The sequence below is a fragment of the Acrocarpospora macrocephala genome (assembly GCF_009687865.1).
Lineage (GTDB): Bacteria > Actinomycetota > Actinomycetes > Streptosporangiales > Streptosporangiaceae > Acrocarpospora > Acrocarpospora macrocephala.
In genome coordinates, this window is record NZ_BLAE01000006.1 from 48,864 (window position 1) to 64,494 (window position 15,631).

At 67.8% G+C, this 15,631-nt stretch carries 13 protein-coding genes; 6 read left to right on the forward strand and 7 right to left on the reverse strand.

What is annotated here, in order from left to right:
- Positions 1 to 66: 66 nt before the first annotated feature.
- On the forward strand, positions 67 to 528 hold the full coding sequence (locus Amac_RS04600; RefSeq protein WP_155353050.1) for a PPOX class F420-dependent oxidoreductase: 462 nt from the start codon (positions 67 to 69) through the stop codon (positions 526 to 528).
- A gap of 98 nt (positions 529 to 626) precedes the next feature.
- On the opposite strand, the gene Amac_RS54690 is transcribed toward Amac_RS04600, so the two are convergent.
- The 4 genes from Amac_RS54690 to Amac_RS04620 all read right to left on the reverse strand — a co-directional run bounded on the left by Amac_RS54690 (position 627) and on the right by Amac_RS04620 (position 4,346).
- Positions 627 to 1,370, reverse strand: a complete 744-nt coding sequence (locus Amac_RS54690; RefSeq protein ID WP_155353051.1) for a DUF6069 family protein — start codon at positions 1,368 to 1,370, stop codon at positions 627 to 629.
- Positions 1,371 to 1,375: 5 nt separating this feature from the next.
- On the reverse strand, positions 1,376 to 2,374 hold the full coding sequence (locus Amac_RS04610; RefSeq protein ID WP_155353052.1) for an RNA polymerase subunit sigma-70: 999 nt from the start codon (positions 2,372 to 2,374) through the stop codon (positions 1,376 to 1,378).
- A gap of 213 nt (positions 2,375 to 2,587) precedes the next feature.
- Positions 2,588 to 2,872: a TetR-like C-terminal domain-containing protein gene (locus Amac_RS04615; protein WP_170322321.1), complete on the reverse strand. Its 285-nt coding sequence runs from the start codon at positions 2,870 to 2,872 to the stop codon at positions 2,588 to 2,590.
- A gap of 7 nt (positions 2,873 to 2,879) precedes the next feature.
- Positions 2,880 to 4,346 (reverse strand): MDR family MFS transporter, encoded by a 1,467-nt coding sequence (locus Amac_RS04620; RefSeq protein ID WP_246268075.1) that lies wholly within the window; start codon positions 4,344 to 4,346, stop codon positions 2,880 to 2,882.
- 781 nt (positions 4,347 to 5,127) lie between these two features.
- On the opposite strand from Amac_RS04620, the gene Amac_RS04625 reads away from it, so the two are divergent.
- On the forward strand, positions 5,128 to 7,017 hold the full coding sequence (locus Amac_RS04625; protein ID WP_170322322.1) for a DUF2075 domain-containing protein: 1,890 nt from the start codon (positions 5,128 to 5,130) through the stop codon (positions 7,015 to 7,017).
- Between the two features lie 216 nt (positions 7,018 to 7,233).
- Positions 7,234 to 7,926 carry a putative DNA-mimic protein gene (locus Amac_RS04630; RefSeq protein WP_155353054.1) on the forward strand — a complete coding sequence of 231 codons (693 nt, stop codon included), beginning with the start codon at positions 7,234 to 7,236 and terminating at the stop codon, positions 7,924 to 7,926.
- A 283-nt stretch (positions 7,927 to 8,209) separates the two neighbouring features.
- On the opposite strand, the gene Amac_RS04635 is transcribed toward Amac_RS04630, so the two are convergent.
- Both Amac_RS04635 and Amac_RS04640 read right to left on the reverse strand, forming a co-directional pair.
- The gene (locus Amac_RS04635) at positions 8,210 to 8,356 is read right to left on the reverse strand and encodes a hypothetical protein (protein WP_155353055.1); all 147 of its coding nucleotides are present in this window, start codon (positions 8,354 to 8,356) and stop codon (positions 8,210 to 8,212) included.
- A gap of 111 nt (positions 8,357 to 8,467) precedes the next feature.
- Positions 8,468 to 11,455 (reverse strand): DUF7824 domain-containing protein, encoded by a 2,988-nt coding sequence (locus Amac_RS04640; protein ID WP_155353056.1) that lies wholly within the window; start codon positions 11,453 to 11,455, stop codon positions 8,468 to 8,470.
- A gap of 256 nt (positions 11,456 to 11,711) precedes the next feature.
- Here Amac_RS04640 and Amac_RS04645 point away from each other — a divergent pair, with 256 nt between their 5' ends.
- The 3 genes from Amac_RS04645 (at position 11,712) to Amac_RS04655 (ending at position 13,922) form a co-directional block, all read left to right on the forward strand.
- Positions 11,712 to 12,806 carry an ADP-ribosylglycohydrolase family protein gene (locus Amac_RS04645; protein WP_155353057.1) on the forward strand — a complete coding sequence of 365 codons (1,095 nt, stop codon included), beginning with the start codon at positions 11,712 to 11,714 and terminating at the stop codon, positions 12,804 to 12,806.
- A gap of 347 nt (positions 12,807 to 13,153) precedes the next feature.
- Positions 13,154 to 13,567: a hypothetical protein gene (locus Amac_RS04650; RefSeq protein WP_155353058.1), complete on the forward strand. Its 414-nt coding sequence runs from the start codon at positions 13,154 to 13,156 to the stop codon at positions 13,565 to 13,567.
- Between the two features lies 1 nt (position 13,568).
- On the forward strand, positions 13,569 to 13,922 hold the full coding sequence (locus Amac_RS04655) for a nuclear transport factor 2 family protein (protein WP_155353059.1): 354 nt from the start codon (positions 13,569 to 13,571) through the stop codon (positions 13,920 to 13,922).
- Between the two features lie 56 nt (positions 13,923 to 13,978).
- On the opposite strand, the gene Amac_RS57170 is transcribed toward Amac_RS04655, so the two are convergent.
- A complete protein-coding gene (locus tag Amac_RS57170) occupies positions 13,979 to 15,490 on the reverse strand; it encodes a M28 family peptidase (protein ID WP_155353060.1) in 1,512 nt (503 codons plus the stop codon).
- Between the last annotated feature and the right edge of the window lie 141 nt (positions 15,491 to 15,631).

A 15,631-nucleotide genomic window follows, 5' to 3' on the forward strand; every position in this document is an offset into this window, starting at 1 on the left:
GCCGCTGCCACAGCGGCGGGCCACTGAAGCCAGTACGAGTCACGCGGGCGGCCTAGAGTTGGCCGCATGAGCCCAAGGATCGCGACGTCGGACACCGTCACCCGTGAGCAGTTGCTCGATTTCCTGCGCGTACGGCACAGGGCGATCGTCATCACGGCCCGGCGTGACGGACGGCCGCAGGCCTCGCCGGTGACCTGCGGCGTCGACGACGAGGGCAGGATCGTGATCTCGACCTATCCCGAGCGGGCCAAGACCCGCAACGCCCGGCGTGACGAGCAGGTCAGCGTCATCGTGTTGTCGGACGACTTCGACGGCCCCTGGGTGCAGGTGGACGGCACCGCGGAAGTGCTCGACCTGCCCGAGGCGCTCGAACCCCTGGTGGACTACTACCGCTCAATCTCGGGCGAGCATCCCGACTGGGACGAATACCGCACGGCCATGGCCCGCCAGGGCAAGTCGCTGCTGCGCGTCACCCCCACCCGCTGGGGCCCGGTCGCCACCGGCGGCTTCCCGGCCCGCCTCGCCTGAGCTCCCTGCCACACCGCATCCGATTTGGGCAGTACGAACGCCACGTTAGTGCGCTCGCGCACGGCCCTTGCGCCGTGCGTTGTCCCGTTGCGGGATCGTCAATCGGTCCGGGTGCGGAGGCTCCGCGCCAGGGTGGGGATCATCACCGCCGCAGGGACGAGGTGTAGCCCGAGGAGGGCGGTGGTGGTGGCGGTGTTTGCCCCGGAGAGGAGAGGCGGGACCAACGAGATCGCGGTCAGCGACACTGCCGTCCACACGAATCGTTCGGCGGGGCGAGCGCTCCAACGAAGAAGAGCGGCGGCAATGACGACGCCCACGACCGAGAAGAAGCCGGTCACGACGGCGAACCCGGGCAACGGGATCGTCTCGCCACCATCGGGGATCTCGAAGTCGACGCCAACGGCCTGGGCAAACGCAGCGGCGAGGGTGGTGGCCACCATCGCTGCGAGCGTGGCAATGAAGCCGGTGCCGGCGAGCCTGCGGAGTCGGTGGGTGCGGCTGGTCTGGCCCGATGCCGGGCCTGCGACGACCCCGGTGTCATTCATGCTGTTCATGTCGTTCGCTCCATCATTCGGTAACTGGCGTACAGAGTGTGTTGACTGGCATGTGACGGCCCTGGGCGTGACGATGCGTACCCTCGCCGTGCGACGGCCGGGGTTCCGCAGGGCGCGGACGCCGGTGCCGCGGAGCCAGAACCCGGCGTCGCGTCCGAGGACCGGCCCGGGCTCGCCGTCGCGCAGCTCCAGCTGCACCCGCCCGCGGGTGACGACGCCGAACGCGTCGCACCACTCCGCCGCGACCACCGCGACACGCGCGCCACCGCGCAGCGCGAGCGTCCACACCGGGACTACTCCGTGCCGTCCGCCGGCAGGCGCTCCGGCAGCCCGAGCCGCGGAAACTGGTCGTCGTGGAACGTGACGATCTCGGTGATCGCCCCGCCGGTGACGCGCAGGACGTCGATCGTCAGCGGCAGGTACGCGCCCTCCCGCTTCCGCCAGTGGTAGAAGGCGACGGCGGGCTGCCGGTTCACGGAGGTGAGGACGGCGCGCAGGTTCTTCATGTCCTCGAAGCCGCTCTCGACCCAGTCGTTCACCACCGCGTCGCGGCCGACGTACAGGCCCGGCGTGGGCGGCATCGAGCAGCGGACGTCGTCCCGCAGCAGTGCGGCGAGCCCGTCGATGTCCGTGGCCACGCTGGCGTCGGTATAGCGGCGCACCAGCTCGCGCGTCCCGGCGTCCTCCTCGCCGCCGGTCCAGTCCTGCCGCTCGGCGGGCAGGTGCTCCCGCATGCCGGCGCGGGCCCGCTGCAGCGCGCTGTTCACGGAGTTGACGGAGTCCCCGAGGAGCTCCGCGACGTCCTTCGCCGGCCAGCCGAGCACGTCCCGCAGGATCAGCACGGCCCGCGGGCGCGGCGCGAGGTGCTGGACTGCGACCAGGTACGCCAGCTCGATCGTCTCCCGCGCGACGGCGACGGTCTCCGGCTCGTCCGCGTCGCCCGCGGGCAGCTCGTCGAGCAGCCGGTCCGGGTAGGGCTGCAGCCACAGCACCTCGCCGCCGGTCGCAGGCTCCGGGCGGCACTTGGCGAGCAGATCCAGGCAGGCGTTGGTGGCGATCCGGTACAGCCAGGCACGGAATGTCGACCGCCCCTCGAAGGTCTCCCGCCGCCGCCAGGCACGGAGGAACGTCTCCTGCACGGTGTCCTCGGCGTCCTCGAACGACCCGAGCATCCGGTAGCAGTGCACGTGCAGCTCCCGCCGGTGCCGCTCCGCCAGCCCCGAAAACGCCGGCTCGTCGACCTCGCCCAGACCGCTCACGCCCAGCTCCTCCAGCCGCGTGTCCGCATTCATCACGTCATCCTTCCGCCTCGTCGTGTCCCGTCGTAGGTGTGACGGGTACGGGCGCGACAACTCATCACTAGGGTCGGTTGGCATGGCTGATCCAGTGACGGATCCGGTGGCGGAGCACGACGCGCGGTACGGCGAGGAGGGCGCGGGTCCGCCGGAGTGAGCGCGGGTGCGCGACCGCCTGGCAAGATCAGGTTGGAGAAGGCTCAGTAGCCGCTATTGCGGGTTCGGGCCCGAGGTGTCGGACTTTGCGGTGGGGACTGCGAAGGCGGTGGCACCCGCCAGCCAGGCGCCGGTCAGGTCGGTGCCAGGTGGGAATCGGCCGTCTAGTTCCAGCAACACCATGCCGTGCGCGAAGGCCCATACCGCGCGGGCCACGTCGAGATCACCGCCCACCGCGCGCAGCAGGGGCGCGACGGCACGCGCTTCGAGGCCGGGAGGCAGCGCGTCGCGGGCCAGCGGGCGATCACTGGTCAGCCGGTACAGGTGCACCGCCGTCACGCCGGATTCAGTGGCCGGCTCCCTTGAACTCGCCGACGTTGTCCGCTCGGGCCGGTAGGAGCAGGGCGGTGATGATCACGGCCACGGACAGCACAGCGCCGATGATGAAGGCCAGCCGCATGCCGTCGAGGCTGGCGAGCACCTCCGTGACTCCCGCGGATCTGAGGGCATCGGCTCGCGCGCTCATCACGGTGATCACGAGCGCGGTGCCGATGGCCGCGGCGACCTGTTGCAGCGTGCCCAGGATCGAACTGGCGTGAGAGTAGAGCGGCGATGGAACCGCTCCGAGCCCGAGGGTGAACACCGGGGTGAAGGTCGCGGCCAGACCCACCATCAGCAGCGCGTGCAGACCGAGGATCTGCCAGAACGGCATGGTCATCGTGACCTGGGTGAAGCCGGCGAGCGCGAGCGTGATCGCGATCGCGCCGGGGATGACCAGAACCCGGCCGCCGAACCGGTCGAACAGGCGGCCGACGGTCGGACCGAGCAGCCCCATCGCGAGGCCGCCCGGCATCACGAGGAGTCCGGTCTCCAGGGCGTTGATCTCGCGGATGTTCTGCAGGTACAGCGGCAGCAAGACCATCGAGCCGAGCATCGCCATGAAGGCCATCGCCATCAGGATCAGCGCGACCGTGTAGGTGCGATAGCGCAGGGTACGCAGGTCCAGCAGCGGCACGCCGCGCTTCTGCAACGACAACTGGCGGACGACGAAGACGGCGATGGCGACCAGGCCGGCCGCCACGATCGCGGCGGCGACGCGGACGTCACCGCCCTCGAACCGGCTGAGCCCGTACACCAAGCCGCCGAAGCCGGCGGCCGCGGTCACCACGCTCAACCAGTCGATGGTGCTGAACTCAGGCTCTCCGACGTTCTTGAGCTGCTTCAGGCCGCGCCATGTGATCACGGCAGCGATGGGGAACACCACGGCGAACAGCAACCGCCAGGACCCGAATTGGAGGATCACCCCGGAGACCGCCGGGCCCATGGCGGGCGCGACCGAGATGGCCAGGGTGACGTTGCCCATCACCCGGCCCCGCTCCGCCTCGGGCACCACCTGCATCAGCGTGGTCATCAGCAGCGGCATCATCACCGCCGTCCCGGACGCCTGGATGATGCGGGCGCCCAGCAGCACCTCGAACGACGGCGCGACAGCGGCTAACGCCGTACCGAGCAGGAACAAACCCATCGCGGTGGTGTACGCGCTGCGGGTGGACACCCGCTGCAGGAACCATCCGGTGATCGGGATGACAGCGGCCATGGTCAGCATGAAGGCGGTCGAGAGCCACTGCGCGGTCTGCTCGGTGATGTGCAGCGCGCCCATCAGCCGCGGGATCGCATTGATCATGATCGTTTCATTGAGGATGACCACGAACGTGGCGAGCACCAGCAGCCGGATCACGGCCGGGGTGCGACCTGAAACAGCGGTCGCGGACTTGGCAGGTGAGTCGAGCTGGTCGACCTGTGGGCTGGGCACGGCACCTCAATCGGGGTTGTCGAACATGACGTCGTCAGCGCTGGTGTCCCAGCCTTGGGTCTCACAAGAAGTTGTGGCCATGCAAAGAATGACCGGCACCACCGACAAAAAACTCCTCACCCGCCCCCAGCATTCCGACAAGCGACACGAAATGTCACCCGGTTTTCACCAACGGCGGACGACGACCTCCAGATCGTCCGAGGGAACACCCGACTCCATGGCCTGGGTGAACACCTCACACACCACACCGGCTGAGCTGAGCCGATCCACCCCGACACGACCGCGTTGTGCATGGCAGTTGCCCGCCCGCGTACAACTCGGGGCTCTCGGCCAGGATCACCGTGCTGCTATCGATCGCGTGCACGCGGGCAGCGCGCTCTCGCTCCGGCGGCAGGACCGCGCCCCTGCCCACTCGAATGTCCCTCACCTTCCCAGCCATCCAGTCCGTCCGCGCGGACTGGCTCGTCACTGCGGGCGAGGAAACGCCTGCACCGTCCACCTGACCCTCACCGCCGGCCCTTCGATCTTCTTCATGCCTCGATCGCGACCTCGTCCCCCTTCTGTGATCCGGCATAGGGCATCAGCAGGAGCTTCGCTACGTTACGGGGCTAAACCTCCGCATCGCGATCATGCTGTGACAAGGCCACCCGCGCAGGCGATGAAATTCGTGCATGGAGACGGTAACCTCGGAACCCGGGAAACACGGCTACGACGGGCTTCCATCGGCGCTCTGACCGAAGGATATGCCCCCGCCACACGAACATTTCGTGCTGCTGGGGGTATGTCCGTGAAGGTCGGGCTACGCATGTCGGCCGAACTCCTGCTTCATTCGCCGATCGAGGGAACCCTCAGACCACTTCTCGACCAGGTTCCACGCGCGACTAAATCGGAACAGTCTTCATGGCGAGAAGGGCTTCCCGTCCTGGCCACGGCTCTGGTTGAAGCTGGCCTCGGCCAGGTCGAGATGCTTCTCGAATACTTCTTGGCCGATGGCAAACGCATCGACGTCATCCTCGCCGGCGTGGACCATCATGGTCGGGACACGTATGTGGCTGTCGAACTCAAGCGATGGACCGGGGCATCACTGAGCGACGACGAGGACTACGTCCTAGTTCCCCGCCTACGGAATCCAGAAAAACATCCACTCGTACAGCTGAAGGGCTATTGCGACCGTCTCCTCGCCGTCGCCCCTCCACTGAGAGGGGATCCAAAGCGGCTCGGTGGAGTCGCGTATTTGTACAACGCCGAAGAATCAAGGGTGCAGACCCTCCGGGCTCAGGTCAAAGACGAACACACCCGCCTGTTCACCCAATCGACCCGAGGAAAGTTCATCGGATACCTGCAAACCAGGTTCACGCCGCAGCCAGGACACGAAGCAGCCGACCGTCTCCTGAGCAGCACAGAACGTCCCACCAAACCCCTGCTGGTGCACGGCGCCGAGATTCTTCGTGGTCGGGAACATTTCCGGCTGAGCCCCAATCAACAAGTTGCCTTTGACCTGGTGGCCTCCGCTGTCGAGAATGCGCGTCGCGCCAAAACACGCCATGTGATCGTGGTGACCGGAGGTCCTGGGAGCGGCAAGAGTGCCATCGCGCTCGAACTTCTCGCTGAGTACGGCTATCAGGGGCGGGAGGCCGTGGTAGCCACCGGCTCCCGCTCGTTCACTGAGAGCCTGCGACGCTTCGTGGCCAAGTCCGACGACCAAGCGAAACATCTGTTCAAGTATTTCAACAGCTTCGTCGACGACCACGGGCCCCAGCACATCCTGCTAATCTGCGACGAGGCTCATCGACTGCGCAGGACGTCAAAGCTCCACCCATCCCAGAAGCATCGCGAGACCGGGCGTCCACAAATCGAAGAATTGGTAGATGCAGCCTATGTGCCACTCTTCCTGCTGGACGAACACCAGGTTGTCCGCCCCGATGAGATCGGCACGGTCGCGGAGTTCCGCAACTATGCAAATCAGAACGGTCTGCCATTCACTCATGTCCACCTCCCCGAGCAATTTCGGTGCGGCGGTAGCGAAGTGTACGACAAGTGGGTGCTCGACCTGCTCGGACTACCGCTGAACGACTCGACCGGAATACCTCGGGTCTGGCCAGGCGACGGCGATCGATTCCAGGTTCTGCACGCGGAGACGCCGGAAGAGATGGATGCCTTTCTCAGGGAGAAACTTCGGCTGGATTACTCGACACGGATCACCGCAGGATTCTGCTGGCCGTGGAGCCCGCCCAGTGCGGACAACACATTAGTCCATGACATCAGCATCGACGGCTGGACCCGCCCGTGGAACGTCAAGGGTGACCAGAAGGTTGGCAGCGCCCCCGCCCAACCGTTCTGGGCCAAAGCTGACGGCGGATTCGAACAGGTCGGATGCGTCTACACGGCGCAGGGCTTCGAGTTCGACTGGGCAGGTGTGATCATCGGGCCTGACCTGATCGCCCGCGGCGGACGGTTAGTCCCCCAGCGAAGCGCAAGCCTCGACAGGAGCCTCACCACGCGCTCGGTAACCGACCCACAATTCAACAAGCTGGTACGGAACATCTACAAGGTGCTCCTCACCCGCGCCCTGGCCGGCATTGTGATCTATGCCGTGGACGAAGAGACCCGTGCCTTCCTCGGTTCACTCATCAAGGATCACATCCGCGATGCGCGCCTGGTGGCCAGCTAACTCGGCTTGAACCCCTAACCTTCTGGTCCGTATGGAAGAGCAGGCCCTCCGTTGATGGCTTGCCACCCTGCTCGGCCAGTAGATGCGGGCCAGTGCCGCCTAATCGCGTAAGTCGGCGTTGCTGTACGGGATGCTGTACAGCACTTCCTCCACAGGGACCTCGACCCCTTGTTGCCGAGCCAAAAGTCATGTGGCTTTTGCGGCAGGATTCCTGCCATGGGACTCAACATCGTCGTGGGCATCCTCGCTGACCCCGAACTGCAAGCTGCGGCCGACGAGGTCGGCGAAGAATTCTCGGCGATCCGAGAGGCGCTGGCGAAAGCTGGGCTTCCCGACTGGGCGGAGCCTGACCTCGATCCCACCGAGACGGGCGATTTCCAGATGTCCGGCTACAGCGGGCTGCACTGTCTCCGCCGTCTGGCCGTCCACCTGGCCGAAACAGGAGCGCTGCCCGCCCTGGCCGATACACGGGAGGCTGCGGACGATCCTCTGGTAGCCGAGGTCTACACGCGGCGCCCCCATTACGCGGTGGAGATCGGTGACTCGGTCAGGGTAATCGGCTCAGCCGAGGACGCGACCGGTGGCTTCGATCATTTGGTGCAGCACAGCGACTGCGAAGGCTTCTACGTGCCCGTCGACTTTGAGCCGGTGCTCATCGACGAACGAGTCACCGGTGGATACATCGGTTCATCCCAGCGGCTGCTTGAGGAGTGCCGACGCATCGCCGAGCGGCTCGGCTTACCAGAGGACCTCGATCCATGGTCCGATAAGGTCGACGAAGCCATCGAGGACCGGAGGACAGTCCTGGAGGGCTGGCAGCGGTACGGCGTGGAATCCTTTACGTGCCTGCAGTTGATGGCCGCAGCCCGCCAGTCAATCGCGACGGGTGCTGCGGTGGTCTTCTGCTGATCCCCCCGAGCGAGCGAAATAGCCTAGAAGGGGGTCCCGATCCCAGCACAAATTCTTCATCGGGAGATGACGAAGACCGAGGAATCGGATACAGCTTTGCCATTACTCCGCCTTCGCATGAGAGCGTTTAAGCACCGCCAGCGCGTTCGGAAATGCCCGACAGGTCGCTCAATCTAGCGTGTAGCAGCGCGGCCATCTTGGAGCCGGAGTGCCTCTGCCGGAGGCATATCAAGCCTGACCCCTCAGATCAGGGGGATCTTCATATAGAAGACGGCTCGGGTGCTCAGGGCGTGGTCGGCTCCGTTTCCATGTGCGTGTAGTTGGCATACCGCCGGGGGAATTTCTCGCTGGGGGGTGCGGATGCTCCGGTGACCATCAGGGTCAGCAGAGCTGCGGAGGCAGTGAGGATGTGCCTAACCGACTTGGTCATGTGTCTTGAGCCTTCCGGGGTTCGGCTATCAGATCACGTCTGGACGGCTGAGTGGCAAGTCCGGCGGAGGACGCCAAGCCGGAGCAGGTCAAGGAGGGTTGCCGATGTACGTCATCGGTTTTCAGGGGGCGGGTCGCCGGCTCTCGGATCGAGTTGCTGGTGCAGGTGCCGGGCCGCACGGACGAACCCGCTTGTCCCCTTGCGGGCGGCGATCTCGGCGACCACGGGAAGCGTGCCGCTGGCGTCCGCCCAGCGGGCGGCCTCGGCGGCGAATACGAGTGCCTGGGTGTGGCTGGCGTGTGCCCGCTCCCCCGGCTCTGGCAGGTAGACGGGAAGCAGACCGGTCATGATCTCCCAGACCTCCCGGTGTGCGCCCTTCCGCGCGCAGTCCTCCAGCGATGTCGTCACGTCGCCCAGCTTGGCCGAGCCCCTGCGAATGACGAGGCCGAACTGCCTGCCGCACTCCACGGCGGGCAGGCAGCCGTCGGCGGCCGCCCGCAGCAGCAGTTCCTGGCCCCGCTCAAGCGACTGGAACCCGCCACGCTCGGCCAGCAGGGCGGCGATCAGCAGCGCCAGCCCTTCGCCCACCGGTCCATCCTGATGGAACAGCTCGGCCACATAACGGTGGAAGTAGCCGGGCCGGTCCCAGGCGTTGAGCAGGTGCGGCAGGAGATGCATGGCCACCGCCTCCCGGTCGGAGGGCAGCATGAGCCGCCAGTCCGGCATGTAGCCGCCGTGCTCTTCCCAGCGGGAGGACGGCGGGTCGGCCAGCAGCGTGTCCACCAGTGCCATCCCCGTCGGCTCCAGCCGGATACGGGGGTGAAGTCCGGGGGAATGCTCCCCCGGCTGCTGGTCGTGGGTGTAGTCGCCGCCGGCATGGGACCAGTCCACGCGCATCACTGGCTCGGGTCGTTCCTTCAACCAGCGCGCCAGCGTGGCACCCGCCTCGGAGGCCAGCTTCGCGGCACGGTCCGCCACATCGGGATCCACCTCCCGCGGCAGGCGGAGCAACGCCTGCTGCAGGTCGGCGGGCAGAGCCTGCGCGCCCTCCCGTTCGTAGCCCTCCAGACGGCTGACCAGCTCCGCCGGATCCAGGTGACCCGAGGTGAGGGTCGGGGTCGCCAGAAGGTACGGCGGGAGCGCCCCTTCTTTCAGGGCGGCGTGGATCTCGGCGCAGCGCAGGAGCATGGCCCAGTGCGGCGGTGAGACGGCGCGCGGATTGGGCAGCCGGTCACGCGGCTTCTCCGCCTCGTCCTCCGGCTCGCGCCAGTGTCCCATCGACGCCATCGAGATTTCGAGGATCTCCCCTTCGAACGGCGGCCCCTCCTCGAAGTGCTCAAGGTTGCCCAGCGGGACGCCGCGATCGGTGAGACCGGTGGCGATGCTCTCGCGCCAATCGGCGGGAAGACGGCCGAAGTCGACTTCGAAGACGCCCTCGGCGGTGCTCACACTGATGGCGTGGTTGGCATACCCAGGTTCCCGCTCTGGCTCGGGAATGGGCGGCTCCTGGCCGGGTTGGGCAGCTTCGCGCAGCAACGCCTCGGCCCATTGTTCGATCCGCGACCACTGGCGATGGCTGTACAGCCCGTCCCGCGTGTGCGGCGACTTCCTGGCCGCCGGGTTGCGTACGAAGCCGTCAAGCCACCGCTCGAAGGCGACGCCGTCATCAAGCCGGTTGTACGTGCCGGCCAGATTGTCGAGTGCGGCGGGGAACGGCCGCCGGACGCGCGCCTCGAACGACGGAAGCGGGACGGCCTCGAACTCGTCCTCCTCCGCCGGCAGGGCCTCCACCTCCCCGTACGCCTCCGACACCCGCGCCGCCAGATCCACGGGCAGCATGACAGCCGCCTCGCGCACGGCCACCGCACCGAGCGGCGAGAAGCGCCGGGCATGCTTGACGGCCAGCCGTACCGCGCGTTCTCGGACCCCGTACGACTCGCACAGGAACGCCGAGGCGAGCGCGGGCGCCAGCTGGTCGAGGTCCCCAGTGGCGTCGCGGGCCGCCTGATCGAGCCAGGTCAGCCCGGCTCGCACCAGCTTGCCCTCCGCGCGGAACAGCAGCGCCGCCAGCGCCTCGTTGACCTCATCGGCGCTCAGGCCGCCGGCGCCGCGCAGTTGCCGCAGCGCCAGCTCGGCCACCGGCCCCGGCGCGGCGGGCAGCAGCCGCAGGTAGTCGCGGGCGCGCTCCTGGCTGGGTGCTGGGTCGAGCAGGTCGTGCAGCCGGGCGAAGAAGCGCAGGTCGGGGCCGCTGCCACCGAGCAGGAACCGCCGGACGCAGCCGTCCACCAGCAGATCACGGCTGACCCGGCCCGCGTCGGCCAGATCGCGGAGCGCCCGCAGCCAGGAGCCCCGGTTCCAGGCCCGTTCGGGTGGATCGGGCCGGTCCTCACGCAGCGCCCGCCCCACGCCCTCGGCCTCGAAGATCCGGGAAACCAGATACTCGGTCAGCGGGTCGCGCTCCAGGTCGGGCGGGGTGGATACCCAGGCGACCACGAGGGGTTCATGCTCCGGCGGGACGGCCCCGGTCCGGCGCAGCAGTTCCAGCGCCAGGTCCCCACTGCCGTCCCTGGCTTGAGCCCGGGTGCCGCGCAGGCGCAGTGCCAGCCGTACGGCGAGATCGGCCTGCCACTCCGGCGGACGTGCGGCGATGACCTGGAGCAGCGGACCGGGGTCGTTCACCGTCGCCCAACGGGCGAAGTCCCGCCGGTAGAGCCAGGTCGCGACAGCCGCCGCACCGCCGAGCGTGCCCGCCCCGGCGACCCGCATGGGCTCGATCCAGTTCTCCCTCATGCTCCAGTCGACCCGGTACACGTCGTCGTGGCCTCCCATCCACCACCTCTCGTGCGCGAGGTCGCGGGAGAGCCCCCGGGCCATCTCGGCGCGGACGAACTCCTTCCTTTCCTGCTCCTCGGCCTGGTCGGCATCGGCCCGCCGACGCTCGAATCGTTCCTGGGTTTCCCTCCTGGCGGAGCCGATGTAACCGGGCAGCTCGTTGGCCACCTCCCGGCGCCCCACCGTATCGAGGCCCAGCACCACGGCCGCCATCTGAGCGGCGTCGCCATCCGCGATGGCCTTCCGCACCCTCTCCCAGGCGCTCATCCGGTCCCCTCCGCAGGCCACACACGGCCGCCCGAGGTGGGCATAGAGGAACAGACGTGAGAACACGCCTGCGTCGCAGTCGTCATGCCGCAAACGCTAGAGATCGCCTCCGACAAAACCAGGCCCCGCCACCAGCGCGAGGATGACGCGCTCGCATCGGTACGAAACTGGTGTGACCCGAACCGGTCTCGGTGGATCGCAAATGTCGCCTTCTGTCGCTACGGTCGGTCCAGCCGTGCGAGAGGGGATCATCGTGATGAGCCATACCGACCCGGGCGACATTCCATTCCGGACGAGGGTGCGTGGTTGTCTGCTCGGCGGGGCAATCGGCGACGCCCTCGGCGCGCCCGTCGAGTTCGACTCGATTGCCGCCATCCGCCGCAACCATGGCGAGGCGGGACTGACCGACCTCGCGCCCAACCTGCTCGGCGAGATCGGTCTGATCACCGACGACACCCAGATGACGCTGTTCACCGTCGAAGGGCTGATCCGCGCCCACGTACGTGTCCGGGAGAGAGGCATCGGCGGCGGTGAAGTGGATGTCGTCCGCCACGCCTACCTGCGCTGGCTCGACACCCAGGCACACCGCTCCCCGCCGCCCGCGAACGATATCGTCCGCACCGGCCGGCTCCGCGAGCAGACGTGGCTTTACTCGCGTCGCGCACCTGGCAACACCTGCCTGTCCGGCCTGCGATCCGACCCCGGCCCGATCGCTGCCCCCGGCACGCCGGGGCCGGTCAATCCCGGCTCCAAGGGCTGCGGCACCGTCATGCGGTCCGCCCCGTTCGGACTGGCCACCGACGACCCGCACATGGCCTTCAAGCTCGCAGCCGACTGCGCCCAGATCACCCACGGGCACCCCACCGGCTACCTCGCGGCCGGGGCGTTCGCGGCAATCATCTCCTTCCTGATCCAGGGCAGGCCGCTGGCGGAGGCCGTACACCACACCCTTGACCTGCTCAACCAGCAGCCCGCACATGAAGAGACCACCGCCGCGATCCAGGCCGCGGTCGCCCTGGACGGCAACGCAAAACCATCACCGGAAACGGTGGAGACGCTTGGCGGCGCGTGGGTCGCCGAGGAGGCACTCGCGATCGGGGTCTACTGCGCGCTGGTGAGCGGCGACGACATCAAGCGGGCACTGCTGCTGGCGGTCAACCACTCCGGAGACAGCGACTCCACCGGCTCCGTTTGCGGCAACCTCCTCGGCGCGCGGTACGGCGACGCGGCCCTCCCCCAGCGCTGGCTGTCCCACCTGGAAGGCAGAGACGCCATCACCGAACTCGCCGAGGACTTCACCACCCAGTTCACCGGCGGCCGCCTCCCGTGGGACAAATACCCCGGATGCTGACCCACGACCGCAGGCAACGAGGACCGATTCCATGAGCGGGACCCGGCTGCCCGACATCTCGATGAACGGCCGCGCGGCCCACTACCGGTTCCGCGTGCACCTCGCCTGGTTCCCATGGAAGGACGAGACGCCCAGCACCTGCTGATCATGGCGTTCTCCGTGGCCGGGGGACAAGGTCGTCTCCTAACGCAAGCCCGGCGAACGGGGCTGTGACAGCTCTCACACCACCGGCATCTCCCCAGGTGGGCCCGCTGGTCGCGGCCCGCCGTTACCTGGCGCGTAATCGCGGCTCCTACCCGTGGCCGACATCCTTCACTTGTCGCAACGAACCACCGAAGGAGCCCGATATGGTCGCCTTGCCCCTCACCACCGACCGGACGAAGTTCCTGCGTCTCGCGCTGGCCGCCGACGCCATCGTCACTGGCGGCAACGGGCTGGTCTACCTGGCGTTCGCCGCGCCCGTGAGCACCCTGCTCGGCCCCGACGCGGGGCTGCTGCGCGGGATCGGCGCCTTCCTGATCGTGTACGGCGCCGCGGTCGGCCTCCTGGCCACCCGCCGCCCGATCGCCCCGGCCGCCACCAGGGCCGTGATCGCCCTGAACATCCTCTGGCCTCTCGGCAGCATCGCGGCCGTCGTCACCGGCGCGGCGGGGCTCACCACGATCGGCGCCGCCTGGGCCATCGCCCAGGCCCTGGTGGTCGCCCTCTTCGCCGAACTCCAGATCACCGGCCTCCGCAAGTCCCGCACCGAAGGAGAATGACATGACCCTCGTTGAGCGCTACGTCGCCACGTGGAACGAGACCGACGCCGACGCCCGTGCCAAGGCGGTGGCCGAGCTGTGGACCGAGGACGGCACCTACACCGACCCCCTGGCCGACGTGGCCGGACACGCCGGAATCGCCGCGGTGATCGAGGCCGCGCAGGGCATGTTCCCCGGCCTGGTGTTCACGCCCGGCGAGCTGTACGACGCCCACCACCACATCGCCCGCTTCACCTGGCACCTGGGCCCGGCGGACGGAGCACCGGTCGCCACCGGGTTCGACGTGGTGGAGCTGGCCGGAGACGGCAAGATCCGCCGGGTCCTGGGCTTCCTGGACCAAGTGCCCACCGCCTGACCCTCGACGAAGGCCCCATGGCGGAGGGCGACCCCGACGGGAGTCGCCCTCCGGTGTTAGTTCACGGTGTCCTGTACGGCGGCGCGAGCCGTCAGCGCGGCCGTACGCTCCGGGATGGCGCTCGTGTTGAAGGCGTACCTGGCGACCGAGTCGGCGATCGCGTCGGCATTGACATCCAGCGCGGTCATGTTGGGGTTGGCTATGGTGTCGCAAGCCTGGTGGTAGCAGACGTCATAGGCGACGTCTGCCGTACCGCCGAACAGGGCCGCTTCCTCGGCGGTCTTGGCCCCCTCGGCGCCGGTGAAAATGCCGCCGGCGGGGATGCCGACCGCGATGAACGGGCCGTAGTCCGAGCGGCCGTCGAAGTCGGTGCCCACGGTGGGCAGGCCGCGGCCGGTGAAGAAGGCCTTGAGCCGCTGCTCGATCTCGGCGGAGCCAGGCGGACCGGCGGGAGAGCCGACGCCGTCGGAGTCGTCGCCGTCATACAGCTTGTACGCGTAGTTGGGCGAGGCGATCATGTCGAAGTTCAGGTACAGCCGGATGCGGTCACGCTGCTCCTGGGTGAGCTCGTTGACGTACTGGTCGGAGCCAAGCAGCCCGAGCTCCTCCGCGGCCCAGAAGGCGAAGCGCACCTTGTTCCGCACCGGGAGGTGCTTCATCTGCAGCGCGGTCTCCAGGATCGCGGCGCTGCCCGAGCCGTTGTCGTTGATACCCGGCCCCTCCGGCACGCTGTCGAGGTGGGCGCCGACCATCACCACGTTCCGCGAGTCACCGAAGCGGGTTTCGGCGATCACGTTGTGGCTGGTGCCCAGCCCGAGCGTGGCGTCCACCTTGAGCCGGACGACAGCCCCAGGAGTGCCGGCCAGTTCGTTGCCGACGGCGAAGTCGGCGAAGACCATCGGGATTCCCGCGCGCCACTCGCCGATGTCGAGCGGGAAGGCGTCGGTCCGTCCGGGCTGGCCCTCGTTGAAGATGATGAGCCCGGTCGCGCCCGCGCTCGCGGCGTTGAGCACCTTGGTGACGAACGGGCACGTGCCGCGCTGGATGAGCGCGATACGCCCGGCGACGAAGCCGGCGAAGTCCGACGTCTCGCAGCCGCTGGTCGACGTGGAGGTCGGTGTTGGCGGCAGGGTCAGGTCCACTCCCTGCACCTGCGCGGTCACGTCACCGGAGGGTGAGGGCTGGAAGCTGTAGAAGTCCTCGTTGGGGACGTAGGTCTTGCTGCCGGGCGCGGTCAGGTTCAACGTGGGCGGGTTGTTCTCGGTCCAGCTCTGGACGAAGTTGACCGGATCCAGGGTCACCTTGTAGCCCGCTCGGCGGAGCAGCTTGGCGACGTAGTCGCGGGAGGCGTCATACCCTGGGGTTCCCGCGGCGCGGGTTCCTCCGTTGGCGTTGGCTATCGCCTGGAACGAATCCAGGTGTTTCTTGACGTTCACACCCTTGACTTGTTTGACCAATAACTTGGCGAAAACGTCATCGATCGGTCCGGCGCTGGCCGGGGTGGCCAGGGACAACGGCAGGATGAGCGCCGCAGCCACGGTGACGGCTCTGCGGAGGGATAAGTGCATGTGGCTCCTTCCAAGGGGCCTCGAGACAGGCAAATCTCCGACCGGGCGGTTTTCCGGAACGTATCCCCGTAGCCCGAGGTCGCATATGGCACCTAATGCCTAGATTTGCGAGTGCGAAGTGCGAGATGTGGGCTGAACCAA